This is a genomic window from Flagellimonas sp. HMM57 (assembly GCF_021390175.1).
In the GTDB taxonomy this organism is placed as follows: Bacteria; Bacteroidota; Bacteroidia; order Flavobacteriales; family Flavobacteriaceae; genus Flagellimonas.
The window spans coordinates 116682-139758 of the sequence record NZ_CP090004.1; the positions used below are offsets into that span (position 1 = coordinate 116682).

At 37.7% G+C, this 23077-nt stretch carries 23 protein-coding genes; 10 read left to right on the forward strand and 13 right to left on the reverse strand.

Annotated features, from left to right (window positions below):
- Positions 1-55: 55 nt before the first annotated feature.
- Positions 56-1789, forward strand: coding sequence for a DNA polymerase III subunit gamma/tau (locus LV716_RS00545; protein ID WP_163419337.1), 1734 nt, complete (start codon positions 56-58; stop codon positions 1787-1789).
- Positions 1790-1881: 92 nt separating this feature from the next.
- Entirely contained in the window at positions 1882-2463 is a 582-nt protein-coding gene (locus LV716_RS00550) for a tRNA-(ms[2]io[6]A)-hydroxylase (RefSeq protein WP_163419338.1), read from the forward strand.
- Positions 2464-2472: 9 nt separating this feature from the next.
- Here the strand turns inward: LV716_RS00550 and LV716_RS00555 are convergent, their stop codons facing one another.
- The 9 genes from LV716_RS00555 to rpsA form a co-directional block, all read right to left on the reverse strand.
- On the reverse strand, positions 2473-3354 hold the full coding sequence (locus tag LV716_RS00555) for a Ppx/GppA phosphatase family protein (protein ID WP_163419339.1): 882 nt from the start codon (positions 3352-3354) through the stop codon (positions 2473-2475).
- Positions 3355-3364: 10 nt separating this feature from the next.
- Positions 3365-5446 (reverse strand): polyphosphate kinase 1, encoded by a 2082-nt coding sequence (gene ppk1, locus LV716_RS00560; RefSeq protein ID WP_163419340.1) that lies wholly within the window; start codon positions 5444-5446, stop codon positions 3365-3367.
- A 3-nt stretch (positions 5447-5449) separates the two neighbouring features.
- On the reverse strand, positions 5450-5935 hold the full coding sequence (locus tag LV716_RS00565) for a histidine phosphatase family protein (RefSeq protein ID WP_163419341.1): 486 nt from the start codon (positions 5933-5935) through the stop codon (positions 5450-5452).
- A gap of 11 nt (positions 5936-5946) precedes the next feature.
- Positions 5947-6594, reverse strand: coding sequence for a pyridoxamine 5'-phosphate oxidase (gene pdxH, locus LV716_RS00570; protein WP_163419342.1), 648 nt, complete (start codon positions 6592-6594; stop codon positions 5947-5949).
- 83 nt (positions 6595-6677) lie between these two features.
- Positions 6678-7583, reverse strand: coding sequence for a ribonuclease Z (locus LV716_RS00575; RefSeq protein WP_163419343.1), 906 nt, complete (start codon positions 7581-7583; stop codon positions 6678-6680).
- Positions 7584-7741: 158 nt separating this feature from the next.
- A complete protein-coding gene (locus LV716_RS00580) occupies positions 7742-8074 on the reverse strand; it encodes a ribonuclease Z (RefSeq protein ID WP_163419344.1) in 333 nt (110 codons plus the stop codon).
- 1 nt (position 8075) lies between these two features.
- The gene (locus LV716_RS00585; protein WP_163419345.1) at positions 8076-9002 is read right to left on the reverse strand and encodes an aspartate carbamoyltransferase catalytic subunit; all 927 of its coding nucleotides are present in this window, start codon (positions 9000-9002) and stop codon (positions 8076-8078) included.
- A 6-nt stretch (positions 9003-9008) separates the two neighbouring features.
- Positions 9009-9548: a bifunctional pyr operon transcriptional regulator/uracil phosphoribosyltransferase PyrR gene (pyrR, locus tag LV716_RS00590; RefSeq protein WP_163419346.1), complete on the reverse strand. Its 540-nt coding sequence runs from the start codon at positions 9546-9548 to the stop codon at positions 9009-9011.
- Between the two features lie 116 nt (positions 9549-9664).
- Complete coding sequence (rpsA, locus tag LV716_RS00595) at positions 9665-11503, reverse strand: 30S ribosomal protein S1 (protein WP_163419347.1); 1839 nt, start codon at positions 11501-11503, stop codon at positions 9665-9667.
- A gap of 258 nt (positions 11504-11761) precedes the next feature.
- Here rpsA and LV716_RS00600 point away from each other — a divergent pair, with 258 nt between their 5' ends.
- The 4 genes from LV716_RS00600 to LV716_RS00615 all read left to right on the forward strand — a co-directional run bounded on the left by LV716_RS00600 (position 11762) and on the right by LV716_RS00615 (position 14541).
- Positions 11762-12142, forward strand: a complete 381-nt coding sequence (locus LV716_RS00600; protein ID WP_163419348.1) for a LysM peptidoglycan-binding domain-containing protein — start codon at positions 11762-11764, stop codon at positions 12140-12142.
- A gap of 276 nt (positions 12143-12418) precedes the next feature.
- The gene (locus LV716_RS00605) at positions 12419-12970 is read left to right on the forward strand and encodes a hypothetical protein (protein ID WP_163419349.1); all 552 of its coding nucleotides are present in this window, start codon (positions 12419-12421) and stop codon (positions 12968-12970) included.
- A gap of 74 nt (positions 12971-13044) precedes the next feature.
- The gene (locus tag LV716_RS00610; RefSeq protein WP_163419350.1) at positions 13045-13584 is read left to right on the forward strand and encodes a hypothetical protein; all 540 of its coding nucleotides are present in this window, start codon (positions 13045-13047) and stop codon (positions 13582-13584) included.
- A 510-nt stretch (positions 13585-14094) separates the two neighbouring features.
- A complete protein-coding gene (locus tag LV716_RS00615; RefSeq protein ID WP_163419351.1) occupies positions 14095-14541 on the forward strand; it encodes a hypothetical protein in 447 nt (148 codons plus the stop codon).
- A gap of 42 nt (positions 14542-14583) precedes the next feature.
- On the opposite strand, the gene cmk is transcribed toward LV716_RS00615, so the two are convergent.
- Both cmk and lon read right to left on the reverse strand, forming a co-directional pair.
- A complete protein-coding gene (cmk, locus tag LV716_RS00620) occupies positions 14584-15282 on the reverse strand; it encodes a (d)CMP kinase (protein ID WP_163419352.1) in 699 nt (232 codons plus the stop codon).
- Positions 15283-15337: 55 nt separating this feature from the next.
- Positions 15338-17788: an endopeptidase La gene (lon, locus tag LV716_RS00625; RefSeq protein ID WP_163419548.1), complete on the reverse strand. Its 2451-nt coding sequence runs from the start codon at positions 17786-17788 to the stop codon at positions 15338-15340.
- 216 nt (positions 17789-18004) lie between these two features.
- Here lon and LV716_RS00630 point away from each other — a divergent pair, with 216 nt between their 5' ends.
- The 4 genes from LV716_RS00630 to LV716_RS00645 are packed head-to-tail and all read left to right on the forward strand — an operon-like array spanning position 18005 to position 20959.
- Positions 18005-18568 carry an RNA polymerase sigma factor gene (locus LV716_RS00630; RefSeq protein ID WP_163419353.1) on the forward strand — a complete coding sequence of 188 codons (564 nt, stop codon included), beginning with the start codon at positions 18005-18007 and terminating at the stop codon, positions 18566-18568.
- The gene (locus LV716_RS00635; RefSeq protein ID WP_163419354.1) at positions 18565-19125 is read left to right on the forward strand and encodes a hypothetical protein; all 561 of its coding nucleotides are present in this window, start codon (positions 18565-18567) and stop codon (positions 19123-19125) included. Before LV716_RS00630 ends, LV716_RS00635 begins: the two co-directional genes overlap by 4 nt.
- Positions 19106-20197 (forward strand): hypothetical protein, encoded by a 1092-nt coding sequence (locus LV716_RS00640; RefSeq protein WP_163419550.1) that lies wholly within the window; start codon positions 19106-19108, stop codon positions 20195-20197. The genes LV716_RS00635 and LV716_RS00640 overlap by 20 nt, the downstream gene beginning before the upstream one ends.
- Before the next feature lie 36 nt (positions 20198-20233).
- Positions 20234-20959, forward strand: coding sequence for a head GIN domain-containing protein (locus LV716_RS00645; RefSeq protein WP_163419355.1), 726 nt, complete (start codon positions 20234-20236; stop codon positions 20957-20959).
- A gap of 97 nt (positions 20960-21056) precedes the next feature.
- Here the strand turns inward: LV716_RS00645 and LV716_RS00650 are convergent, their stop codons facing one another.
- The gene (locus tag LV716_RS00650; protein ID WP_163419356.1) at positions 21057-21662 is read right to left on the reverse strand and encodes a zinc-ribbon domain-containing protein; all 606 of its coding nucleotides are present in this window, start codon (positions 21660-21662) and stop codon (positions 21057-21059) included.
- Positions 21663-21733: 71 nt separating this feature from the next.
- Entirely contained in the window at positions 21734-23053 is a 1320-nt protein-coding gene (locus LV716_RS00655) for an MFS transporter (RefSeq protein ID WP_163419357.1), read from the reverse strand.
- Positions 23054-23077: the final 24 nt, after the last annotated feature.

The following is a 23077-nucleotide window of genomic DNA, read 5'->3' on the forward strand; positions in this document are numbered from 1 at the left end:
GGCCGCTTTGCTAGCTGCTATTTTTATATTTGTAGAATACAAAATTTTTCCTGATTTGGAACCCTTTGTAGTATCAGCTCGAAAATATCGTCCCCAAACCTTTAAGGATGTTGTGGGCCAAGAGGCTATTACCAATACGTTGCTAAATGCCATTGATAATAACCATTTGGCGCAGGCGCTTTTGTTCTGTGGACCAAGGGGCGTAGGGAAAACTACGTGCGCCCGTATCCTGGCCAAAAAAATTAATCAGGATGGTACCGAACAGGATGATGAAGACTTTGCCTTCAATATTTTTGAACTGGATGCGGCTTCCAATAATTCCGTAGATGATATCCGAAGTCTTATAGACCAAGTACGCATACCGCCACAGGTTGGAAAGTACAAAGTGTATATTATCGATGAGGTGCACATGTTATCCCAATCCGCTTTTAATGCATTTTTGAAAACGTTGGAAGAGCCTCCTAAGCATGCTATTTTTATTCTGGCAACTACCGAAAAACATAAAATTATTCCTACCATACTTTCCCGTTGTCAAATTTTCGATTTTAAGCGAATAACGGTAAAAGATGCAGCTTCATATTTAAAATATATAGCAGAACAGCAAGGAATAGAAGCGGAAGAAAGTGCGCTGCACATTATAGCACAAAAAGCGGATGGAGCCATGCGAGATGCGCTTTCCATATTTGATAGGGTAGTCAGTTTTTCCGGAAAGCAATTGACCCGAAAAGGAGTTACGGAAAACCTGAATGTTCTCGACTACGACACCTATTTTTCCAGTACCGACCTTATCCTTCAAAATAATATCCCAGAATTACTGATTCTTTTTAACAGAACACTGTCACTTGGGTTTGATGGGCATCACTATATTACTGGTCTTGCCTCCCATTTTAGGGATTTGATGGTCTGCCAGCATCCTGAAACACTTTCTTTACTGGAGGTTGGTGACGATGTAAAAAATCAATATCAAGAACAATCAAAAAAGGCAACTAAAGAATTTTTGCTTCAGGCCTTGGAGATTGCCAACGATTGTGATTTAAAATACAAAACCAGTAAAAATCAACGATTACTCGTAGAATTAACATTGATGAAATTGGCATCCATTACTTTTAATGGAGAAAAAAAAAAGCCTGATTTCATAGTTCCAGCTTCATTTTTTACTGCAAAACCAGTTACAGACAATGATTTGGTTGTTCCAAAAGAAAAAAAATTGGAACAGAAAGTTGCAATCAACGAAGAAGAGCATACAGAATCCAAGACTGAAAGTATTGAACCACCACAGGTCATTGTAGAGAATTCTCCGGTCAAAAAAATTCAATTAAAGAATACTACAAATCGTGTATCGGGATTGTCTTTGTCCAGTATTAAGGCAAAAAAGGAACATGAGAACATTAAATCACCGCCAATTGCAGAAGAAGAGCTTCCAAAAGAACCATTTACGGAAGGTGACATGCAAAAACACTGGAATGATTTTGTACAACAACTTGAAGATGATGGCCGAAAAATATTGGCCAGTAACCTTCAGACCGATGTCCCAAAGTTAAAAGGTGACCACGTAATTTGGATTGAACTTCCAAACGATACCATGAAGAAAGAAGTGGAACGGGAACAAAGCCTGATGCTAAATTATATAAAGGAAAAACTGAACAATTATTCCATTTCACTTCATATAACCGTTAACGAAATCGTAGCAAAAAAGTTCGCTTTTACTCCAGAGGAAAAATATCAAAAGTTAAGGGAAAAGAATCCCGCACTTGATATTTTGCGCAAAGAGTTCGATTTAGATTTTTAATCATCAATTTTCACCACTTATCCTCTATGGAACCTAAATGATTAGTCGTAATACTTTTATCTTTGTTGCGTTCAAAAATTTAATAGAATCCAATGCTAGGACTAAAATTACCTACGGACCCAAGATGGGTGAACATTGTTGAAAAAAACATAGAAGAAATTCTAACAGACCATGCATACTGTGAACAAAAGGCAGCAAGTATGGCGATTTCACTTATTATCGGTTTTCCGGAAAAATCTGAACTGGTCAAAGAAATGACCGCCCTGGCCAGGGAAGAAATGGGACATTTTAATATGGTTCATGATAAAATTCTAAAGCGAGGTTGGGTACTGGGACGTGAACGCAAAGATGAATATGTCATAAAACTGATGAAATTCTTTCCAAAAGGTGGTAGCAGGGAAACACACCTGGTCCATAAGCTTTTGTACGCTGCCCTCATTGAAGCAAGAAGTTGTGAACGTTTCAGGTTACTTTCCGAAGAAATGGGGGATCAAGATTTAGCGGATTTTTATCAAAAATTAATGGTGAGTGAAGCCAATCACTATACCATGTTTTTAAAATTTGCCCGTAAATACGGAAATCGGGAAGAAGTGGACAAAAAATGGCAGCAGCTTTTGGATTATGAAGCAACCTTAATGCAGGACCTTGGCAAAAAGGAAACCATGCATGGGTAACTTTAGGTACTATTCGTAATAAAGTGTTTTTATCATTCCATCGGCCAGTCCAATTTTAGGAACGTTTATTTTTTTGGCCCCACTCCACTTTGCAGCGGACAAGAATATTTTTGTAGCAGGAATTATGACATCTGCCCTATCTTGATTTAGCCCCAATTCGGAAATTCTGTCATCATATGCCATACTGTTCAAAAAGTGATATTGGGCATTCAGCCAAATAAAGGATAAAGGTTGCCCCGTTTTCCTACCTGACATTTTATGGAGTTTATTGATGTTCCCACCTGAACCAATAATCTCAACCTTGCTCTCTTTATCAAAGTGAGGTATAATCCATGCTTTTATTTGATTCCATACGGCATCTTTGACCAAATCATTTAAAATTCTTACAGTACCTATTTTAAACGACTTTGAAGCGAGCAAGTTCCCTTTTTTAAAGACGGTAAATTCGGTGCTTCCTCCACCTACATCTACATACAGATAAGATTTGTCTTTTTTGATCAAGTCCTTTAAATCGGTAGATGCTATGATCGAGGCTTCTTTTTTTCCATCAATAATACTTATTTGGATACCTGATTCCTTATGCACTTGCTCTACTACATCTTGCCCATTATTTGCTTCACGCAAGGCCGACGTTGCACAGGCCATATATTTTTCAACATCATAAACCTGCATCAACAAATCAAAGGATTTCATGGTCTTGATCAACCTAGCTAAATTTCTTTCGGATATCTCGCCTACTGTAAAAGAATCCTCGCCCAATCGTATGGGCACCCGTATCAATTCACTCTTCTTAAATACCGTTGGCTTTTCAGGGTGTTCAATAACATTGTTTATGAGCAACCTAATTGCATTGGAACCAATATCGATAGCCGCAAATTTTCGTATCCTCAATTCAGCAATATTAAGATTCTAACTTTTGCCGATAGTAATCGTAAAGGGCAAACTGGGACCGCAATTCTGGCTCATCCATGTTTTTTTGCCTGTATGCGTTATCGTGCATTTCGGAAAAAATCCTTGCTTTTTGATTGTCCCGCCAAGAAATATCAAAGGTATCGAGCAGTTCCTGCTTAATATCCTCATCGTATATGGGGCATCCTACTTCAACTCTAAAATCAAGATTTCGCGTCATCCAATCGGCAGAGGATATATAAATTTTGGGATTACCGCCGTTTCCAAAAATGAACAGACGCGGATGCTCCAAAAATTTGTCCACAACACTTATTGCTTCAATGTTTTCGCTCATGCCTTCAATCCCAGGAACCAAACAACAAACACCTCTTATAATAAGTTGAACTTTTACTCCTGCCCTACTCGCTTCGTACAGCTTGTCAACCATTTTATAGGACGTTAAACTGTTCATTTTGATTTTTATGTAAGCTGGTTTTCCAACTATGGCATTGGCTATTTCTGTATCGATCAATTTGATAAAAGTCGATTTCGTGTAGTGTGGGGAGACTATTAAGTGCTTGTATTTATTGATTTTATAATTTATTTCGAAGAATTCGAAAACCTTGCCCATTTCTTTAAGAATACCCTCGTGGGCCGTAAATAGCGTATAATCCGTATAGATTTTTGCTGTGGATTCGTTAAAATTTCCCGTACTCACAAAACCATATCGTTTGATACCGGCAGTCTCCTCTCGCTCAACCAAACAAATCTTACTGTGTACTTTGAGGCCGGGTATCCCAAAAATCAGGTTGATTCCTTCCGATTGTAGTTGATTGGCATATTCAATATTAGCTTGTTCATCAAACCTCGCCTGCAGTTCTATTTGTACAGTTACCTGTTTTCCGTTCTTTACGGCATTGACCAGAGCAGATGCAATCTGACTATCGTTTGCCAAACGGTATATCGTAATTTTGATGGTTCTTACTTTAGGGTCCAATGCGGCTTCCCTAAGAAATTTGGTAACGTAGGAAAATGTATGATACGGTGTATAAATAAGGTAATCTTTTTGAGCGATCATCTCCAGCAAACTACCTTTCATGCTAAACCCCTTTACTGGCAAGGGTTCAATCTTTTTATACATTAAATCGTTTCTACCTAAACTTGGAAAGCCCATATAGTCCCTTCTATTGTGGTACCTACCACCGGGAATCACACTATCCGTATCGATAATGTTCATTTTTTCCTTGAGAAACTGAAGCGTGTCCTTATCGATACTTTTATCGTAAACAAAACGAACGGGATCGCTTATTTTTCTATCCTCTACGCTCGATGAGATTTTCTCGATAAAACTTTTGGTCAAATCATTATCGATATCCAACTCGGCATCACGTGTAATTTTGATCATATGCGCCGTAATCGATTTAAACTCGAACATGGTAAAGACGCTATCCAAACAAAACCGGATTAAGTCATCTAAAATGATGATATAGTTTTTATCTCCTTGCTTGGGCAATACAACAAAACGATCTATCCCTTTTGGGATTTCAATCAAAGCATATCTATTGTTACCATGTGCTGCCGCTGATTCGTTATCTGTCAAAACCATTTTAACGGCCAAATAAGCTGCTGTATCCTTTAGCAAGGGAAATTCGGTGAGGTCATTCAAGATGATGGTCATGAGCTCTTGGTTGACCTTTTTAAAAAAGTATTCCCTTATGAACTCGGCTTGGCTTTCATCGATTTCATTTTCATCTATAATGAAGATATTTTTTTCTTTAAGCTCCTCTTCAATACTGTTAAGGATTTCGAGACTTCTTGCTTGTTGGGCGATAACAATTTTAGTGATCTCTTCCAACAAATCTTTTGCTTTCTCGCCCCCTAAAACACTTTTACCTGTTTTACCAACATCAACAATGCGTTTTACCGTCGCATACCTTACTTTAAAAAATTCATCAAGATTATTACTGAAAATACCTAAAAACCTGAGCCTATCGATTAACGGCACATTGGTATCGGCACTTTCCTGCAATACCCTTGCGTTAAAGTGTAACCAGCTTATTTCCCTATTTACGTATTGGTTCTTTGTCTTAATCATGTATTACTTTAAATGTTTTGGAAAAATGACCTGTTCAGTAGCCCCTTTTACTATTTCATCCCACTTGGTAACATAAAATTTAATCTGGACCAATCCTGCAGTAGGAACATTTTCAAGATACTGATCTCCCCATCTATTTGCAAGTGATGTAAAGGCATAATTATGACCAAAAATTAGTACATTACTATACTTGTTATCCAAACCTTCTATAAACCGTTGTACACTATTGCCAGAAAAATCATAAATCTCCTCTTTGACCTGAAACTTATCAAAATCAAAATTCAGGTTACGTAAAAAAACTATGGAAGTATGCAATGCCCTGTTTGCTGGACTGGAATAAGCGAAATCAATATTAAAACCGTTTTTTTTAAACTTAGTCGCAACCAAGTGGGCATCATTGATTCCCCGTTCTTTTAAGGGTCTATCTTTATCCGAAACCTCATAATCCCATGAGGATTTTCCATGCCTGACCAAGATTATCGTTTTCATACTTTTTGGATTTAGGGTTGCAAACGTTCTATTTTCCAGTTAAAATCTTCTTGAAGTGTGTATCGAATGCGGTCGTGCAAACGATTTGGGCGACCTTGCCAAAACTCCAAGGAAATGGGCCTTACCAGATAACCGCCCCAATACGATGGCCTTTCTGGTTGTTTTCCTTCATACGCTTTCTCCAAATCATGCAGTTTTTCCTCCAACATTTCCCTTGACGAAATCACTTCACTTTGATTTGATACAATAGCGCCAAGCTGACTGCCCATAGGCCTGGATTCAAAATAACCATCCGAAAGGTTTTCCGCTATCTTTTCTGCTTTGCCCTTGATAATTACCTGTCGTTCTAAATTGGGCCAAAAAAACGAAAGGCAAACAGAAGGGTCGTTTTCTATGGCCTTCCCCTTTTCACTGTCATAATTGGTATAAAAAATGAATCCTTCGTGGGTATACTTTTTCATGAGCACCACTCTATTTTTAGGGAACCCATCCAGACCAATGGTAGAAAGGGTCATGGCATTAACTTCTTCCAAACCATCAGTGGCTTCAACTTCATAAAACCATTTTTGGAATTGCTCCAATGGATTCTCCTTGATGGAATTTTCTGCTAATTCACTTTTTTCGTACGATTTTCGGTAGTTGCTTAAGTCCTTTTGCATCTTTTGTTCTTGTGATACACAAATTTCCACAAAAGAATGCAGACTAAAAAGATTGATGCACTTTTGTTTTTAATGCTAAAAAGTTAGAGTTCAAAGCATTTTCCATCCTCGGCCAATGCAACATTCGGAAATATTTGCATTGCTTCTTCTTTAAAAAGCTCAATAGATTTGTATCTAGTGGAATAGTGTCCTAAAATAAGACGATTCGCATTGGCTTTCTTAGCGATTTCTGCCGCTTGTTTTGCTGTTGAATGTTTGGTTTTTTTACAAAGATGGGACTCGGTTTCTAAAAAAGTGGATTCATGATAGAGCGTGTCAACGTTTGCTATAATGGGCAAGATGGATTCCTTGTAGATGGTATCACTACAGAATGCATAACTTTTTGGAGGTGATGGGTCCAGGGTAAGCTCTCTATTTAAAACTGTTGTCCCATTTTTCGAAACACCATTCTTCCCATTTTTAATATTGTTGAATTGACTTTTGTCAACTTTATGCTTGGCAACTGCCTCAATATTCAATTTTCTTGGTGCCGTTTTCTCTTTAAACAAAAAACCGTTGGTGTACACCCTATGTTCTAATGGGATTGTATATACACTTATCTGATCATCTTCATAGACCAACTCAGATTCTTTTGAACTTAATTCATGGAATATTAAAGGGTAATTGGTCCATGAGTCTCCTAATTTGAGCAGTAACGTGATAGCCTCTTTAATACCTTTTGGACCGTATATGTGGAGTTCAGATTCTCTGCCCAACAATCGAAACGTGGAAACAAGCCCCGGCAGTCCAAAAAAATGGTCTCCGTGCAAATGCGAAATAAAGATGTGCTTGATTCGGGAAAACTTGATTTTATTTTTCCGTAATTGGACTTGCGTACCTTCTCCACAATCAATCAAAAACATATGGTTTCGTATTTCCAAAACCTGAGAAGTAGGATTGGTAAACGTGCGAGGAGTAGCGGAATAGCATCCGAGAATGGTTAACTTCATCGTGATGGAAAATTAAAAGTGGAAAATGGAAAATTGAGGGTACTTGGGAGGAATGATTATCAATAGTACAATTCTAAGATACGTTTTTAAAAAGCTCATTTTTATATTTATCATACTTAAAGAGTCAGAACTAGCTGATGAATACCAACTACTGACTACTAAATTCCCAAGTCCCGTTCAATCTCTTCCATCTCAATTATATCCTTGGCTTCCTGTATTGAGGGAACCAGACTAATCTCTTCTGGAATCTCATCATAGGACACTTTATCGGTTACCAAGACAAAAGATTTGCCCGAAGCTTTATGCGTATTCGAAACCACCAAAAACTCCAAGATATCATCTGAAGTTAGTGCATTGAATGAAAAAAGATTCAGAATGATGTTGTCGTGCTTAATTTTAGCATACCCATTCTTAAAGTTTTCCAAGAAGGTAGAAATTGATATGTTTTCTTGAAAAACCGTTGTTGTAGTTCCCTCTTTATCGAAAATCATATTACTTAATTTTTGATGCCAACAAATAAATCACGGCCATACGAATAGCAACGCCATTTTCAACCTGTTCCAAGATTATGGCCTGATTGGAATCGGCTACATCACTTGTAATCTCCACTCCCCTATTTATAGGTCCGGGATGCATGATTACAATTTCTTTCTCCAAACTGTTCAGTAGTTTTTTATTGATTCCAAATTGCTGGGTGTATTCGCGTGTAGATGGAAAATAACTGATATCCATTCGTTCGTTTTGTACACGTAGCATATTGGCTACATCGCACCACTCCAAAGCCTTTCGTAAATCTGTTTCAACCTGTACTCCTAGCGATGGGATATGTTTTGGAATCAGTGTTTTTGGCCCACAGACCTTAACATTTGCTCCTTGCAATTTTAAAGCGAAAATATTGGATAATGCCACTCTAGAGTGCAAAATATCTCCAACAATAACAACATTCTTCCCTGCAACTTCTCCTAATTTTTCTCGGATGGAATACGAATCCAGTAGTGCTTGCGTAGGATGTTCATGCGCCCCATCTCCAGCATTTATAATCGCTGCATCTACATGTTTTGACAAAAAAATCCCTGCTCCCGGGTTTGGATGACGCATAACCACCATATCCACTTTCATGGAAAGGATATTATTTACGGTATCTATTAAGGTTTCCCCCTTCTTCACCGAGGATTGGGAGGCGGAAAAATTGATAACATCTGCAGACAAACGTTTCTCGGCCAACTCAAAAGAAAGTTTGGTACGGGTGCTGTTCTCAAAAAAGATATTGGCGATAGTAATGTCTCTAAGCGTGGGAACCTTTTTAATAGAGCGATTGATAACTTCCTTAAAATGATCTGCAGTTTCAAAAATGAGTTCGATATCTTTTTTGTTAAGATATTTTATTCCCAGTAAGTGATTCACACTTAATTCGCTCATTTTTAATTATTTGCTTACTAAATATACACTATCCTTTCCGTCATTTTCTTCCCACATCACCTTTACTTTCTCTTCATTGATCGCATCTACCTGTCGTCCCCTATAGTTGGGTTGGATTGGCAAATGCCTACTGAACCTTCTATCTATCAAGGTCAATAGTTCTATATCCGAAGGTCTCCCAAAAGACTGGATGGCGGTTAATGCCGCTCTTATGCTTCTTCCGGTATAAAGTACATCATCAATAAAAACTACGTTTCTATCCTCGACCAAAAAATTAATTTTGGTAGTATTGGCCTTCAACGTTTTGTCGCCCCTGCCAAAATCATCACGATAAAATGTAATATCCAAAAAACCCAAATCAATATGTTTGACCTTGTATTCCTCTTGAAGAATTTTGGTCAAACGCTCTGCTAAATACACGCCCCTAGGCTGAATTCCTATTAAGGCAGTATTGGTAAAGTCAAGGTGGTTTTCTAAAAGCTGGCAAGCCAAACGATGCAGTATAATGTTGATTTCTTTTGAAGTAAGAAGTACTCTTTGACTCATATGCTTTGCTGCCGACTCTATTACAGGCAAAAGTAAACAATTCTTTAAAAGGTATGAAAATAAAAAAGCCCTGTCCTTAATAGGGCAGGGCTTCTAAAATTACTTATAAAAACTGATTACTTTTTAGAATCAGCTTCCATTTTATCCTTCAACGCCTGTAACTGAGCATTCGCATCACCAAGCGTGGTTTTGGACTCCTCTGCAGCTGCAGCAGCTTTTCTTTTAGCTGTATTTACGTTGCGTTCTTCTTGCTCTCTAAAGATAGCGGTATGACTTGCAACAACACGTTTAAAGTCTTTGTTGAACTCAATGATCTTGAAATCGACCTCTTCGCCTTTTCCAAGCTTTTTGCCATCTTCTTTCTCCATGTGTCTTGAAGGTATAAAACCTACAATATCATCATTGAAAGTCACCGTGGCACCTTTGTCAACGATTTCAGAAATCGCTGCTTTGTGTACCGTTCCTTCCGCAAACTCTTCAGCGTATTTATCCCAAGGATTCTCGGTAGTCTGTTTGTGACCAAGACTTAGCTTACGTCCGTCCACATCCAATTCCAATACTTCAACTTCCAACGTATCGCCAACGGTTACAAATTCTGATGGGTGCTTGATTTTCTTGGTCCAAGAAAGGTCGGAGATATAAATCAATCCGTCGATTCCTTCTTCCATTTCAACGAACACACCAAAGTTTGTAAAGTTTCTTACGATTCCTTTGTGTCTGGAACCTACTGGATACTTAGATGTAATATCTGTCCATGGGTCTGGAGTCAATTGCTTGATACCTAGGGACATCTTACGATCTTCCCTATCCAAGGTCAATACAACTGCTTCAACCTCATCACCTACGCTAACAAAATCTTGTGCAGACCTTAAGTGCGTAGACCAGGACATTTCAGAAACGTGAATCAATCCTTCCACACCTTCGGCCACTTCGATAAAGGCACCGTAATCGGCAATGACCACAACCTTACCTTTAACCTTGTCACCAATTTTTATCTCATCCCCAAGGGCATCCCATGGGTGTTTCTCCAATTGCTTAAGACCTAACTGGATTCTTGATTTGTTATCATCAAAATCAAGGATTACCACGTTTAGTTTTTGGTCTAATTCAACAACTTCGTTCGGGTGGTTGATTCTGCTCCAAGAAAGGTCGGTAATATGGATTAATCCATCAACACCACCAAGGTCGATAAAGACGCCGTAAGAAGTAACGTTTTTGACAACGCCTTCCAATACTTGTCCTTTTTCCAACTGACCAATGATTTCCTTCTTCTGCTCTTCAATATCCGCTTCGATAAGTGCTTTGTGGGAAACAACTACATTTTTGAATTCGTGGTTGATCTTAACCACTTTGAATTCCATGGTTTTACCAACATACTGATCGTAGTCACGAATAGGTTTTACGTCAATTTGCGAACCTGGCAAGAATGCCTCGATTCCAAAAACATCTACGATCATACCTCCTTTGGTCCTGCATTTTACAAAACCTTGAACAATCTCTTCTTTGTCATGGGCAGCATTGACTCTATCCCAAGCCATGATCGTTCTTGCTTTTCTGTGGGACAACACCAATTGTCCGGTCTTGTCTTCACGAATATCGATAAGAACCTCAACTTTATCCCCAACTTTAAGGTCAGGATTGTAGCGGAACTCGTTCAACGAAATAACACCTTCGGACTTTGCATTGATGTCAATGATTGCCTCACGGTCGGTCATGTGAACTACTTTACCTTCAACCACTTCTTCATCTGCGGTATCCACAAAGTTTTCCTCTACAAGTGCTTCGAATTCCTTGAGCTTTGTATCGTCTACGCGCTCAATGCCTTCTTCGTACTTTTCCCAATCAAAATTTTCAAGATACTCTTTTGGGTCTTGTTGGGTCTGAACTTCTTCTTTTGTTTCTTTTACTGTTTCGGTAGTTTCTTCTACCTCAACGCTTGCTTTTTCTTCAGCCATGTGCTGATTTAAATTTGTATTCTACAGTTTTACAAGAGTTAAACAATTACTGCAGAAGCTGTTATTTGTTTTTTCCGATTCCTTTTCCTCTCGTTATTTGTTAAAAAGGAGTGCAAAAATACAATTAATTCCTTGTTTTACAAACCCTTGTGTCCTGTTATTTGATTAACGCAATAATTAATGAAAATTTAGATCGTATTGTGACTTTTATATCTATATTGTTTCTAAATATTAACCATTAAAACAATACATATTACTATGAGTGCAAAAGCAAAATACCAAGCAGTTTTGGATTTAGGTCAAGAATTGGGGATACAAGGCGGTGATGTTTCTGAAGACGGAGGCGTTTTAAAAATTAAGGGAACAGCAAATACGCCTTACGAGAAAAATGCCATTTGGGATAAAATTAAACAAATTGGTGGTGAAAACCCATCTGATGTTCAAGCGAACATATCTGTTGCGGATGACTCCGTGTATCACAGGCACACAGTAAAAAGTGGAGAATCTTTAAGTAAGATTGCCAAACACTACTATGGTGATGCCATGAAATACAATAAAATCTTTGATGCCAATACCAATATTTTGAGCAACCCGGATGTTATCCATCCCGACCAGGTGTTGGTGATTCCGAATATTTAATTTAATGTCATATTGAGCACAGTTTAGATATTTTCTATAGTTGTCCACTGCGCTCGAACTGATAAATTTGATAGAAAAAGGTGCCTTTTGGGTGCCTTTTTTAGTTGTGAGCATTTTCATATCAACTGAAAAGGGTGTTCCATAAACCTGAAACAGCTATCCACCAATTCCAACTGATTTTTATGTCAAAAATTAAGAACTTCACGTATAGGTTGATATAATCTACCATGCAACAAATCATACCTTAAACGTTGTATAATATTTAAGAAAAACGAAATGATAAAAAACATTCTAACCATAATTCTACTTTTTCTCTTTACCGCATTATTTGCCCAAGAAACAGTGATAATTCCACATTTTTTACAAAATCCGATGGATTCTATCAAAAAACAAAATTTCAATCAAAGTTTGGAATCCCTTTTATCAGAAATAACGAAAGGAAAAATAAATGAAAGTTTGTTAACACCTAAAAGAGTAGAATTGACACAATCGCTACTCCAAGAATTGGTAAACTACGAGAAAAAAAAGGACAGTTCGGCTTTGAAATTCAAAGATAAACAGTTGATAAATGTTTATCCGATATCTAATGGTGAATACTTTGTTTCCATTTCATACACTTCCTATAAGGAACCCGAATCAGACCCGGTTCTTCTGTATATCATAGATTTAATCGCAACTAAAATTGATGACAAATTCACATTTTCAGTGCCAATTGATTATTTGACACGCTACTGGAAAACACAAACTATTGGTAACATTACTTATCATTACAAGAGTGATATTAACATCAAAAGAGCGGAACTGTTCAATAAAAAAATTCTGAAATAGCAGGAAAACTGGGTTTAGAAGCAGAAAAATTGGATTTCTACATAACCGATAATTTTCAGGAAATATTAGAGCTCATGGGTTTCAAATATTCACTTTTTCCAAACGGAAAATACAGAGATGGCTATGGGGTTGACTCAAAAACAATCTTTGCAATAATGAGTAACGAAGATTTTTCACACGATATATTCCACTATTATTCTGGAAAAATCAATAAACGTGAAGATCGAAATTGGATAACCGAAGAGGGGATTGCTTATCTGTGGGGAAATGCCTATTACACTGACAACAATGGCGAAATGATCACACATCAAAGATTGGTATTGGAATTGCATAATTATCTGTCTAAAAATCCGAAAACGAATCTCTATGAACTTTTTAAGAGTAATAAGAAGATTTTCCATCACATAGCACCTGAAATTTCTGTACGTTCCACAATATCTGGAATCATTGCCCAAGAAATTGAGACAAAAAAAGGAAAGGAAGGAATTACAAAACTAATTAACGCTGGAAGGGAAAACAGATTGGAAAGCTATTTAAAAGCTACAGACGAACTAATTGGAATTAACAAGAAGAACTTCAATGTGATAGTTAAAAAACTGATTGAAAATTATTGAAAAGCGCTGCACAACAATGGTTATAAGCAATTGGGACAGTAGTGATAAAACAAAAGCACAAAAATAAAACAAAGGTCAATACTAAACCGAAAAATTAATTCTTAAAATCCCCAACTGTTCATAGCCGATCCGATACGTTCACCAAAAAAATCCACTTATGTCATATCGAGCAGAGTTGAGATTTCGTTTATGGTTCTCGACTATGCTCGAACTGACAAATAGAGTAGAAAAGGTACCTTTTGGGTGCCTTTTTTGTTATAAGGATTTTCATGTCGACTTAGAAAGGTGTTTTGTAAAACTAGAGCTGGATTTTAAGCTAAAAATTGCGAACTTCACGTAGTGGTTGATATAGTTCATTATAAAACAAATCATATCCTAAACGTTGTGGTGTATTTAAGACAAATATTTATGAGCTTAAATAATTTTCTTTTTTGCCTGATTTTATTTCTACTGTTTAGCTGTAATCAGAAACAGGAAAAATATGAACGTGGAATCGAATCTAAATCGGAGATGATAATCGGGACAGAATCCGGTACTAAGGACTACAAAAAAGAAATATCTGAATTTGCAATCAATTTTTCGCCTAATGGACCTGCAGCTTTGGACTCTATCCCATTCGACATTGTCAAAGGATTTAAAGAATTAAGAACTATTGACAAAAAAGTTTACGAAAAATACTTGACTTTAATTTTCACGAAAATCTATGCCGAGCATTTAACTTGCTGTAACCAAACTTATATAATTGCAGAATTTGCGAATTTTGACTTTAGTATACCATCCATGATTAACGAATTAAACTTTATGACGGGATATTTGGACAAAGATAATTTACCAGAAATCTGGACTTCAGGAATTATACAAAACTGGTTGAATGAAAACCCAAAATATTTCGAAATGGATGAATTTAAAAAGCCTATAGAGAAAATATATACACCACCATCTGACATAAATAATTAAAAACGTATCGTAACATTGTGCAATCCAAAAAATCCACTTCTCCTATTCCTTCTCCGCCAACACCCGAAGCGTATAATTGTGAACACGTTCAAATTGCTCATCCAAGCCCATATCACTGTTATCGAATTCAATGGCATCATCGGCTTTTCGTAAAGGTGATATAGCACGGGTAGAATCGATAAAATCCCGTTTTTGAACGTTCTCCAATACTTCCTCAAAGCTTACTTCCTCTCCCTTGTCCAACAGTTCCTTATAGCGTCTGGTCGCTCTGGTATTTGGGGAGGCGGTCATAAAAAACTTGAGTTCTGCATTAGGAAAAACGACGGTACCGATATCCCTACCATCCATTACGATGCCTTTTTCCTTGTTACCCATTTCCTGTTGCAATTTCACCAACATATGCCTTACCTCTTCAATCGCAGCAACCCTGCTGACATATTTGGAAACGTGCATTGTTCGTGTTTCCTGCTCCACATTTTTGCCATTCATGAACATTTCAGATTTCCCAAGTGTTTTATTAGGGACAAACTTTAAATCTATTTTAGGCAATTCTTGTATCAAACCCGGTATATCCTCTTCTCCATCCCCAAGGTATTTTGAATCTAAGGCAAAAAGGGTAACGGCACGGTACATGGCTCCTGTATCCACATACACATAATCAAGTGCTGTAGCCAAACGCTTGGCCAAAGTACTTTTTCCTGTGGAAGAATATCCGTCTATGGCAATGGTGATTTTTCGCATTTATGCTGAATTTAGTTCAGTAATGCTAAAAATAGCTAGAAAATCATTAGAAAAACTAAAGTTTCTTTGCGTTTTTGACCTTGGTCTTGGTGACGGCAATGGCTATCACCTCACTCATATCAGAAACATAATGGAACGTCAATCCTTTTAGGTAATCTTCCTTGATTTCTTGAATATCCTTTCTATTATCCTCACAAAGAATGATTTCCTTGATACGAGCTCTTTTAGCCGCCAAAATCTTTTCCTTGATTCCACCAACGGGCAGCACTTTTCCCCTAAGGGTTATCTCCCCTGTCATCGCCAAGCTCTTTTTTACCTTTTTTTGCGTAAAGAGCGAGACCAAAGAAGTAAGCATGGTTATTCCTGCGCTGGGACCATCTTTTGGTGTGGCTCCTTCGGGAACATGAATATGAACATTGTAGTTGTCAAACACTTCTGGGTTAATATCAAAAATATCTGCATTGGATTTGATATACTCCATGGCAATTGTGGCAGATTCCTTCATCACCTTACCCAAGTTTCCAGTAATATTAAGAGCACCTTTTCCTTTGGATAAGATAGATTCGATAAATAGAATATCACCTCCAACACTGGTCCACGCCAATCCTGTTACAACGCCGGCAACATCATTGTTCTCGTACTTGTCACGCTCCAAACGGGCAGGTCCCAATATTTTTTCTACATCGGTATTGTTGACCTTGATGTTATATTCCTCTTCAATAGCTATGGATTTGGCCGCATAGCGCACCATTTTTGCCAATTGCTTTTCTAGACTACGCACTCCGGATTCTCGGGTATACCCCTCGACAATTTTCTCCAATTGCGGCTTTCCAATTTTTAAATCTTTGTTCGAAAGCCCATGCTCCTTTAATTGCTTTGGCAATAGGTGTTTTTTGGCAATCTCTACCTTTTCTTCAATGGTATAACCTGTTACATTGATGATTTCCATACGATCGCGCAATGCTGGCTGAATGCTACCCAAATTATTTGCAGTGGCAATGAACATTACTTTGGAAAGGTCATAGCCCATCTCCAAGAAATTATCATGGAACTCACTGTTCTGCTCCGGGTCAAGAACTTCCAACATGGCAGAAGAAGGGTCACCCTGATGGCTGTTGGAAAGCTTATCGATTTCGTCCAAGATAAACACCGGGTTGGAAGTGCCCGCTTTCTTAAGACTCTGGACGATTCTTCCGGGCATAGCGCCAATATAGGTTTTACGATGTCCCCTAATCTCAGCTTCGTCGCGCAAACCTCCCAAAGACATCCGCACATATTCTCTCCCCAAAGCTTCGGCAACTGATTTACCCAAGGATGTCTTACCTACCCCTGGAGGTCCGTAAAGACAAAGGATGGGGGATTTCATATCGTTTCGAAGTTTTAAAACGGCGAGATATTCGATAATTCTTCGCTTCACATCTTCAAGACCATAATGGTCTCTATCCAATATTCGCTGGGCTCTTTTTAAATCGAACTTGTCCTTGGAAAATTCGTTCCACGGTAAATCCAAGATCAAGTCCAAATAGTTACGCTGAATGGAATATTCCGCAACCTGTGGATTCATACGCTGCATTTTAGCTAGTTCGCGCTCAAAATGTTCCTTAACTTTTTTGTTCCATTTCTTTTTCTTGGCCTTGGCCCGCATTTCATCCACTTCTTCCTCATACGAAATTCCGCCAAGTTCTTCTTGGATGGTCTTCATCTGTTGGTGCAGGAAATACTCTTTCTGCTGTTGGTCCATGTCGCTGCGCACCTTTGACTGGATATCATTTTTCAATTCCAGTTTCTGAAGTTCCGTGTTCATGTACTTCAAGGTCGTCAATGCGCGCTCTTGCAGGTTTGGAATCTCAAGAAGGTTTTGTTTTTCGGCAACGCTAAGGTTAAGATTGGACGATACAAAATTGATAAGAAATGAATTGCTCTGTATATTTTTTATAGCAAATGTCGCTTCACTTGGAATATTTGGATTATCCTTTATAATCTTAAAAGCCAATTCTTTGATAGAATCAATGATCGCTTTGAATTCTTCGCTTTTTTCATCGGGTCGCTCTTCTGCAGCTTCTTTTACAGTAGCGGTCAGATAAGGCTTTTCAGAAACCACTTCGGCAATTTCAAACCGTTTTTTTCCCTGAATAATGACCGTTGTATTTCCATCGGGCATTTGCAAGACCCTTAAAATTCGTGCAACGGTTCCCAAAGTATTGATGTCCTTCACTCCAGGGTTTTCCGTTTCTTCGTCTTTCTGTGAGACCACACCAATGGTTTTAGAACCATTATTGGCATCTTTTATTAGGTTTATGGACTTATCCCTTCCAGCAGTAATTGGAATCACCACTCCCGGAAAGAGTACGGTATTGCGTAAAGGCAGAACAGGCAATGTCTCCGGAAGGTCTTCCTTGTTCATTTCCTCCTCGTCCTCTGGTGTCAATAATGGTATTAATTCTGCATCTTCATCTAGACCTTGCAGTGAAATATTGTCAAAAGTTGAAATTTTTATTTCTCCCATAGCATCTATTTCGGTCATTTTGTCACAAACGACCCATATCTTCAGTTTATAATTGAACAACCAGCCCTTTTAATAGCTTTAAAACAAGAATTATAAAGGGTTTGGGGTTCTTTTTCTCTTCCATAAAGGCAATTCTTGTGCCATTAAAAATTAAAATTTTAGAAAAAGTGTAACAATTGATAAATTCATCCATCTCTAAGACAAACCATTCATTTTTTGAGCCACCAAAATGAACATACTGATGCACTGCTTGAATCTTGTTTAAAAGGAAAACAAAGTGCGCAACTGGAAATTTACAATAGGTACTATAAAGCTATGTACAACATATCTTTTAGGATTGTAAAGGACGCTGCGGAAGCTGAAGATGTGATGCAAGAATCGTTTTTGAACGCGTTTACGAAACTGCATACATTTAAAGGAGACGTGACCTTTGGGGCATGGTTAAAGCGAATTGTGATAAACAACAGTATCTATCATTACAAAAAACAGCAAAAAACAAAAGCTGTTGATTTAGATGAAGTATTGTACAAGGTCGAAGATAATGATGAAGTTGCTTTGAATCACAATGGTTATACTGAACTGAAGGCTCAAAAAGTGATGGAAACCATGAAAAGTTTAAAAGATAATTACAGAGTTTCTTTGACCTTACATCTAATTGAAGGATACGATTACGAAGAAATCAGTGACATTATGAACATTAGCTATGCCAATTGTAGAACTACAATTTCCAGGGCTAAAGAGAGTCTTAGAAAAAAATTGACTGTAAATGTAGGACTATGAACAAAGATAATTTAGAACAGCTTTTTAAAAACCTTGAAAATGATTTTGACTTTGAAGAGCCTAAAAGTGGGCATCAAGACAGGTTTTTGGAAAAACTGAACCAACATAACGGGGTAGTTTCCATAAAAAGGAAAAAATCCAATTGGTGGAGGCCCTTATCCATTGCGGCGTCCGTAGTGCTTATTTGCATGGTAGGGCTACAAGTGTTCAATACTGACCAAAGTGTTAGGGAGCAGGTCGTGGAAATCTCTCCAGAAGTTTCAAGAACCGAATCTTACTTTGCCAGTCTTATTGAAGAACAAGTACAATTGCTCAAGGATGAAAAATCACCGGCCACGGCACAACTGGTAGATGATACATTGGCCCAACTGGATAAACTTGAAAATGACTATGAAGTACTTGAGACAGAACTCATAAATGGTGGCAACAGTAAATTCATTTTAAATGCCATGATAACCAACTTTCAAACTAGAATCGACCTTTTGCAAGAAGTATTGGTCAATGTTGAAAATATTAAAAATCTAAAATCATACAATGATGAAAATTCTACTATATAAATACATCTTACTGGCAGTTGCCATTGTACCGCTTACAATAAGTGCGGGTACGGGCAAAATGGGCGGAAGATATACCAAGGAAAAGACCATAAAAAAAGAGTTCAACGTAAGTGCCAATGCACTTTTTAAAGTAAAGAACAGCTACGGTAACCTTAACATTACCTCATGGAACGAAGACCGGGTCGTAATAGAGGTTCACATAAAAACAAATGGCAATAACGAGGAACGGGTCATAGAACGTCTGAACGAGATTGATGTTGATTTTGAAGCAAGTAACAGTTTAGTCTCTGCAAGAACACTCTTTGGCGACAAAAGCAATAGATGGGGATGGAAATGGGGAAAAAGCAAAAATGTGAATGTCCAGGTAAACTATACCGTAAAAGTACCTGTAAAAAATAACGTAAGCTTAAGCAACGATTACGGAAATATCTATCTAGACCGTATAGATGGGCATGCAAAAATCAATTGTGATTATGGAAAAATCGATGTGGGAGAACTAAGAGGGCGCAACAATGAACTTCGGTTCGACTATACATCACGTTCTACATTCGATTATATAAACAGTGGAGAAATCATTGCGGATTACTCCGGATTTACGGTTGAAAAAGCAGGAAATCTAAATGTTAGGGCAGATTATACCAATGCCGTTATCAGGGAAATGGAGAATTTGGATTATGCAAGTGACTACGGGTCTATTGAAGTAGGGAAAGTAAAAAATGTAACTGGAAATGGAGATTATATTGGTGTAAAACTTGGAACGGTCCATGGTGATGTTTCCGTTACATCGGACTATGGTTCTATAAAGATTAGCCAGTTGGCACCTGATGCAGGTGATGTCAACATAAAAACTGATTATACAGGCATCAAAATTGGGTATCATCCCGAATATTACTTTGATTTTGATATTTCAACAGAGTATGCGGGTGTTAGTGGAATAGGCGATTTTGAAGTACAGGTCAGTAAGGAGAAATCGAGCGAAAAATATTATAACGGATACTACGGTTCCGACAATTCGGGCAACGTTGTCTATATAAACAGTGAATATGGTGGAATATCGTTCTACCAAAATTAAATGTCAAATCAAAAAACAATCAGTAAACACACAACTATGAAAAAAATCATCACATTAGGAATCGCGCTATCCATGGTAGCTATTACGAACGCCCAATGGGGAAGAAGAATTAAAGGAAACGGTAATGTAACAACGATAGAACGCTCAGTTGGAAGCTATGACGAAGTAGCCCTAGCAGGTTGGTTCGATGTGGATTTGGTAGACGGTAATGAAGGAGAACTTACACTAAGAGGTGAATCTAATTTACTGGAACATATTAAAACCGAAGTCAAGGATGGTAAACTAGTAATCAAAGTGGAAAAAGGTCTAAACTTAAAACCATCCAATTGGAAAGATGGAATCCATATTACCGTTCCCGTTGAGACCATTGATGCAGTTACTTTATCCGGTTCTGGTGATATTGTTGGTAAAAAAACAATTAAAACAGGTGATTTTAAGACCAGAATGTCCGGTTCGGGCGATATCACACTTTCTATTGAGGCAGAAAGCGTAACAGCAACCATGTCTGGTTCTGGAGATATAAATCTTGACGGTAGCACCACTGATTTGGAGGTACAGATTTCAGGTTCAGGGGATATTAAAGCCTACGACCTTGAAGCGGATAATGTTACAGCACAAGTATCAGGTTCTGCCGATATAAAAGTCACTGCTAATAAAAGCTTAGATGCCAGAGTTTCAGGCTCAGGAGATATTAGTTACCGCGGGAATCCTGAAAAGCTAAAAACCAAGTCTTCCGGTTCTGGAGATATCTCCAAATATTAGAACGGAGTTTATAACCAATCAAAAAACAAAATCATCATCAATCAAAATAAAAAACCCTGACCATATACTGGTCAGGGTTTTTAAAATTACTGCATATTCAGTCTCTTTTTATACGATAGATTTCGTTGTCTTCATACATTTTTTTCAAATCGTCGATGTGTACTGAAAATTGTTCAGAAGCGTAATTCTCCTCTTTATCAATTTTATAGACCCTGCTCATTTTAGCTATCTCAAACTTATTGAATACCAAATAAATACTGTCATTGGTTACATTCACCACTTTTCCGGTACTGTATGAACCATTTGGCAGCTTTTGGTAATAGACATCTCCATTTGCAGGAGATTGAATATATAAACTCTCGTTTTTATTGTCCGTATTAATTTGAAAAGCAATAAAACATATTAGGAGAACCAACAGCACCAATCCTGAAAACTGCCAAACTGGACCTTTGTGCTCTTGCTTAATTTTATGATACTCGTTTTTTAATCTTTCTGGCATCTCCTTATGCGTCAACACATTTTTACAATGGCTACATTGGGATACTCCTTTTTTACTGTACGGGAACATAGGTATCCAAAACACATGAAAATGATTTCTGAATACACTTAAATTGATTGTTCCAGAATTTGAACAACTTGAACATACTGAATTGCGAACAGGCCTTGTGACTACATGCGCCGTTCTACTTCCAAAAATAATCATTGAATAAAATTTTAATTAAACAATGTGAGGTCGAACTAAACAACGTTGGAAAAGTGGTTAGATTGTTCAATTCAGTTCTTTTTTACTCGTAACAACAGCAATACGCCAACCAAAAAAAACAGCCCTAAAAAGATGGTGCCATCCCGCATACTGCCCGTAATTTGTGCTACTATACCGTAAAGAAAAGTACCAATAACAATACCTATCTTCTCGGCCACATCATAAAAACTAAAAAATGAAGCGGTATCCGTGGTTTCTGGTAAAAACTTGGAATAGGTAGATCGCGACAACGCTTGTATGCCACCCATGACAATACCGACCAAGCCAGCGGCGATATAGAAATCCATAGGAGTCTGTAAAAAATAAGCATATACGCAAAGGAGCAACCAAAAAATATTGATAACGACCAAGGTCTTGATATTACCGAAGGCCTTAGAAGCAAAAGCAGTTACCGTTGCCCCAAAAATTGCTACAATCTGAATCACTAAAATACTGATGATAAGCCCAGTGGTTCGTTCACTATCCGTACCCCAATTTATTTCCTCTTCACCAAAGTATGTTGCAATAAGCATAATGGTCTGTACGGCCATACTATAAACGAAGAACGCACCTAAATACCGTTTAAGACGGGTTTCGGTTCCCAACTGTTTCCAAACACTCTGTAGCTCCTTAAATCCGTTAAGGATAATATTGGTTCGCTCTCCCTCCTTTTTGTAACCTTTTGGCAAGACAGTAAAAGTATATTGGCTAAAAAGTATCCACCATATTCCCACAGATACAAAAGAATATTTCATTGCTTTTATTTCGGCTACTTCATTACCATTATCAGTAATTCCAAACAAAGCTGGTTGCATCACCATGGCCAGATTAAAAATGAGGAGAATTACGCTACCAACATAGCCCAATGAAAATCCTTTGGCACTAATGCCATCTTGCTGGTCTGGAAATGCAATATCTGGCAAATAGGAATTATTTATGGCAAAGCTTACCCAAAATCCTACCAATCCAAAGAAGTAGCATGTTAATCCAAAATAAATATTCTCCAAGGAAAACCAGTAAAGTCCTATGCACGATAGCGCTCCCAAATAGCAGAAAAATTTTAGAAAAAGTCTTTTATTGCCTAAGTAATCTGCTATACCAGAGATTAAAGGTGTTATAATCGCTATAAAGACAAATGCAAGTGAGGTCACATAACTGATCAATGGTGCTCTTGCAATTTCTCCCCCGAATACGGTAACCTTTTCAATCTCTGCAATACGGAATAACGCTCCATAAAAAATTGGAAAGACAGCTGAAGAAATAACAAGACTGTATACAGAGTTTGCCCAGTCGTAAAATGCCCATGCATTTAATAGTTTTTTGCTGCCTTTTAGTGCTAGTACCTTGGTCATAGTTATTTATAAATAAAAAAATGT

Coding starts and splice junctions, on each gene's coding strand:
- cmk (WP_163419352.1), bottom strand. CDS start 15,282: ATGCGAAAAATCACCATTGCCATAGACGGATATTCTTCCACAGGAAAA.
- LV716_RS00655 (WP_163419357.1), bottom strand. CDS start 23,053: ATGACCAAGGTACTAGCACTAAAAGGCAGCAAAAAACTATTAAATGCA.
- LV716_RS00575 (WP_163419343.1), bottom strand. CDS start 7,583: ATGAAGTTAACCATTCTCGGATGCTATTCCGCTACTCCTCGCACGTTT.
- LV716_RS00615 (WP_163419351.1), top strand. CDS start 14,095: ATGATAATCGGGACAGAATCCGGTACTAAGGACTACAAAAAAGAAATA.
- rpsA (WP_163419347.1), bottom strand. CDS start 11,503: ATGGCTGAAGAAAAAGCAAGCGTTGAGGTAGAAGAAACTACCGAAACA.
- LV716_RS00565 (WP_163419341.1), bottom strand. CDS start 5,935: ATGAAAACGATAATCTTGGTCAGGCATGGAAAATCCTCATGGGATTAT.
- LV716_RS00550 (WP_163419338.1), top strand. CDS start 1,882: ATGCTAGGACTAAAATTACCTACGGACCCAAGATGGGTGAACATTGTT.
- lon (WP_163419548.1), bottom strand. CDS start 17,788: ATGGGAGAAATAAAAATTTCAACTTTTGACAATATTTCACTGCAAGGT.
- LV716_RS00640 (WP_163419550.1), top strand. CDS start 19,106: ATGAAAATTCTACTATATAAATACATCTTACTGGCAGTTGCCATTGTA.
- LV716_RS00645 (WP_163419355.1), top strand. CDS start 20,234: ATGAAAAAAATCATCACATTAGGAATCGCGCTATCCATGGTAGCTATT.
- LV716_RS00605 (WP_163419349.1), top strand. CDS start 12,419: ATGATAAAAAACATTCTAACCATAATTCTACTTTTTCTCTTTACCGCA.
- LV716_RS00650 (WP_163419356.1), bottom strand. CDS start 21,662: ATGATTATTTTTGGAAGTAGAACGGCGCATGTAGTCACAAGGCCTGTT.
- LV716_RS00600 (WP_163419348.1), top strand. CDS start 11,762: ATGAGTGCAAAAGCAAAATACCAAGCAGTTTTGGATTTAGGTCAAGAA.
- LV716_RS00580 (WP_163419344.1), bottom strand. CDS start 8,074: ATGATTTTCGATAAAGAGGGAACTACAACAACGGTTTTTCAAGAAAAC.
- LV716_RS00585 (WP_163419345.1), bottom strand. CDS start 9,002: ATGAGCGAATTAAGTGTGAATCACTTACTGGGAATAAAATATCTTAAC.
- LV716_RS00610 (WP_163419350.1), top strand. CDS start 13,045: ATGGGTTTCAAATATTCACTTTTTCCAAACGGAAAATACAGAGATGGC.
- LV716_RS00635 (WP_163419354.1), top strand. CDS start 18,565: ATGAACAAAGATAATTTAGAACAGCTTTTTAAAAACCTTGAAAATGAT.
- pyrR (WP_163419346.1), bottom strand. CDS start 9,548: ATGAGTCAAAGAGTACTTCTTACTTCAAAAGAAATCAACATTATACTG.
- ppk1 (WP_163419340.1), bottom strand. CDS start 5,446: ATGATTAAGACAAAGAACCAATACGTAAATAGGGAAATAAGCTGGTTA.
- pdxH (WP_163419342.1), bottom strand. CDS start 6,594: ATGCAAAAGGACTTAAGCAACTACCGAAAATCGTACGAAAAAAGTGAA.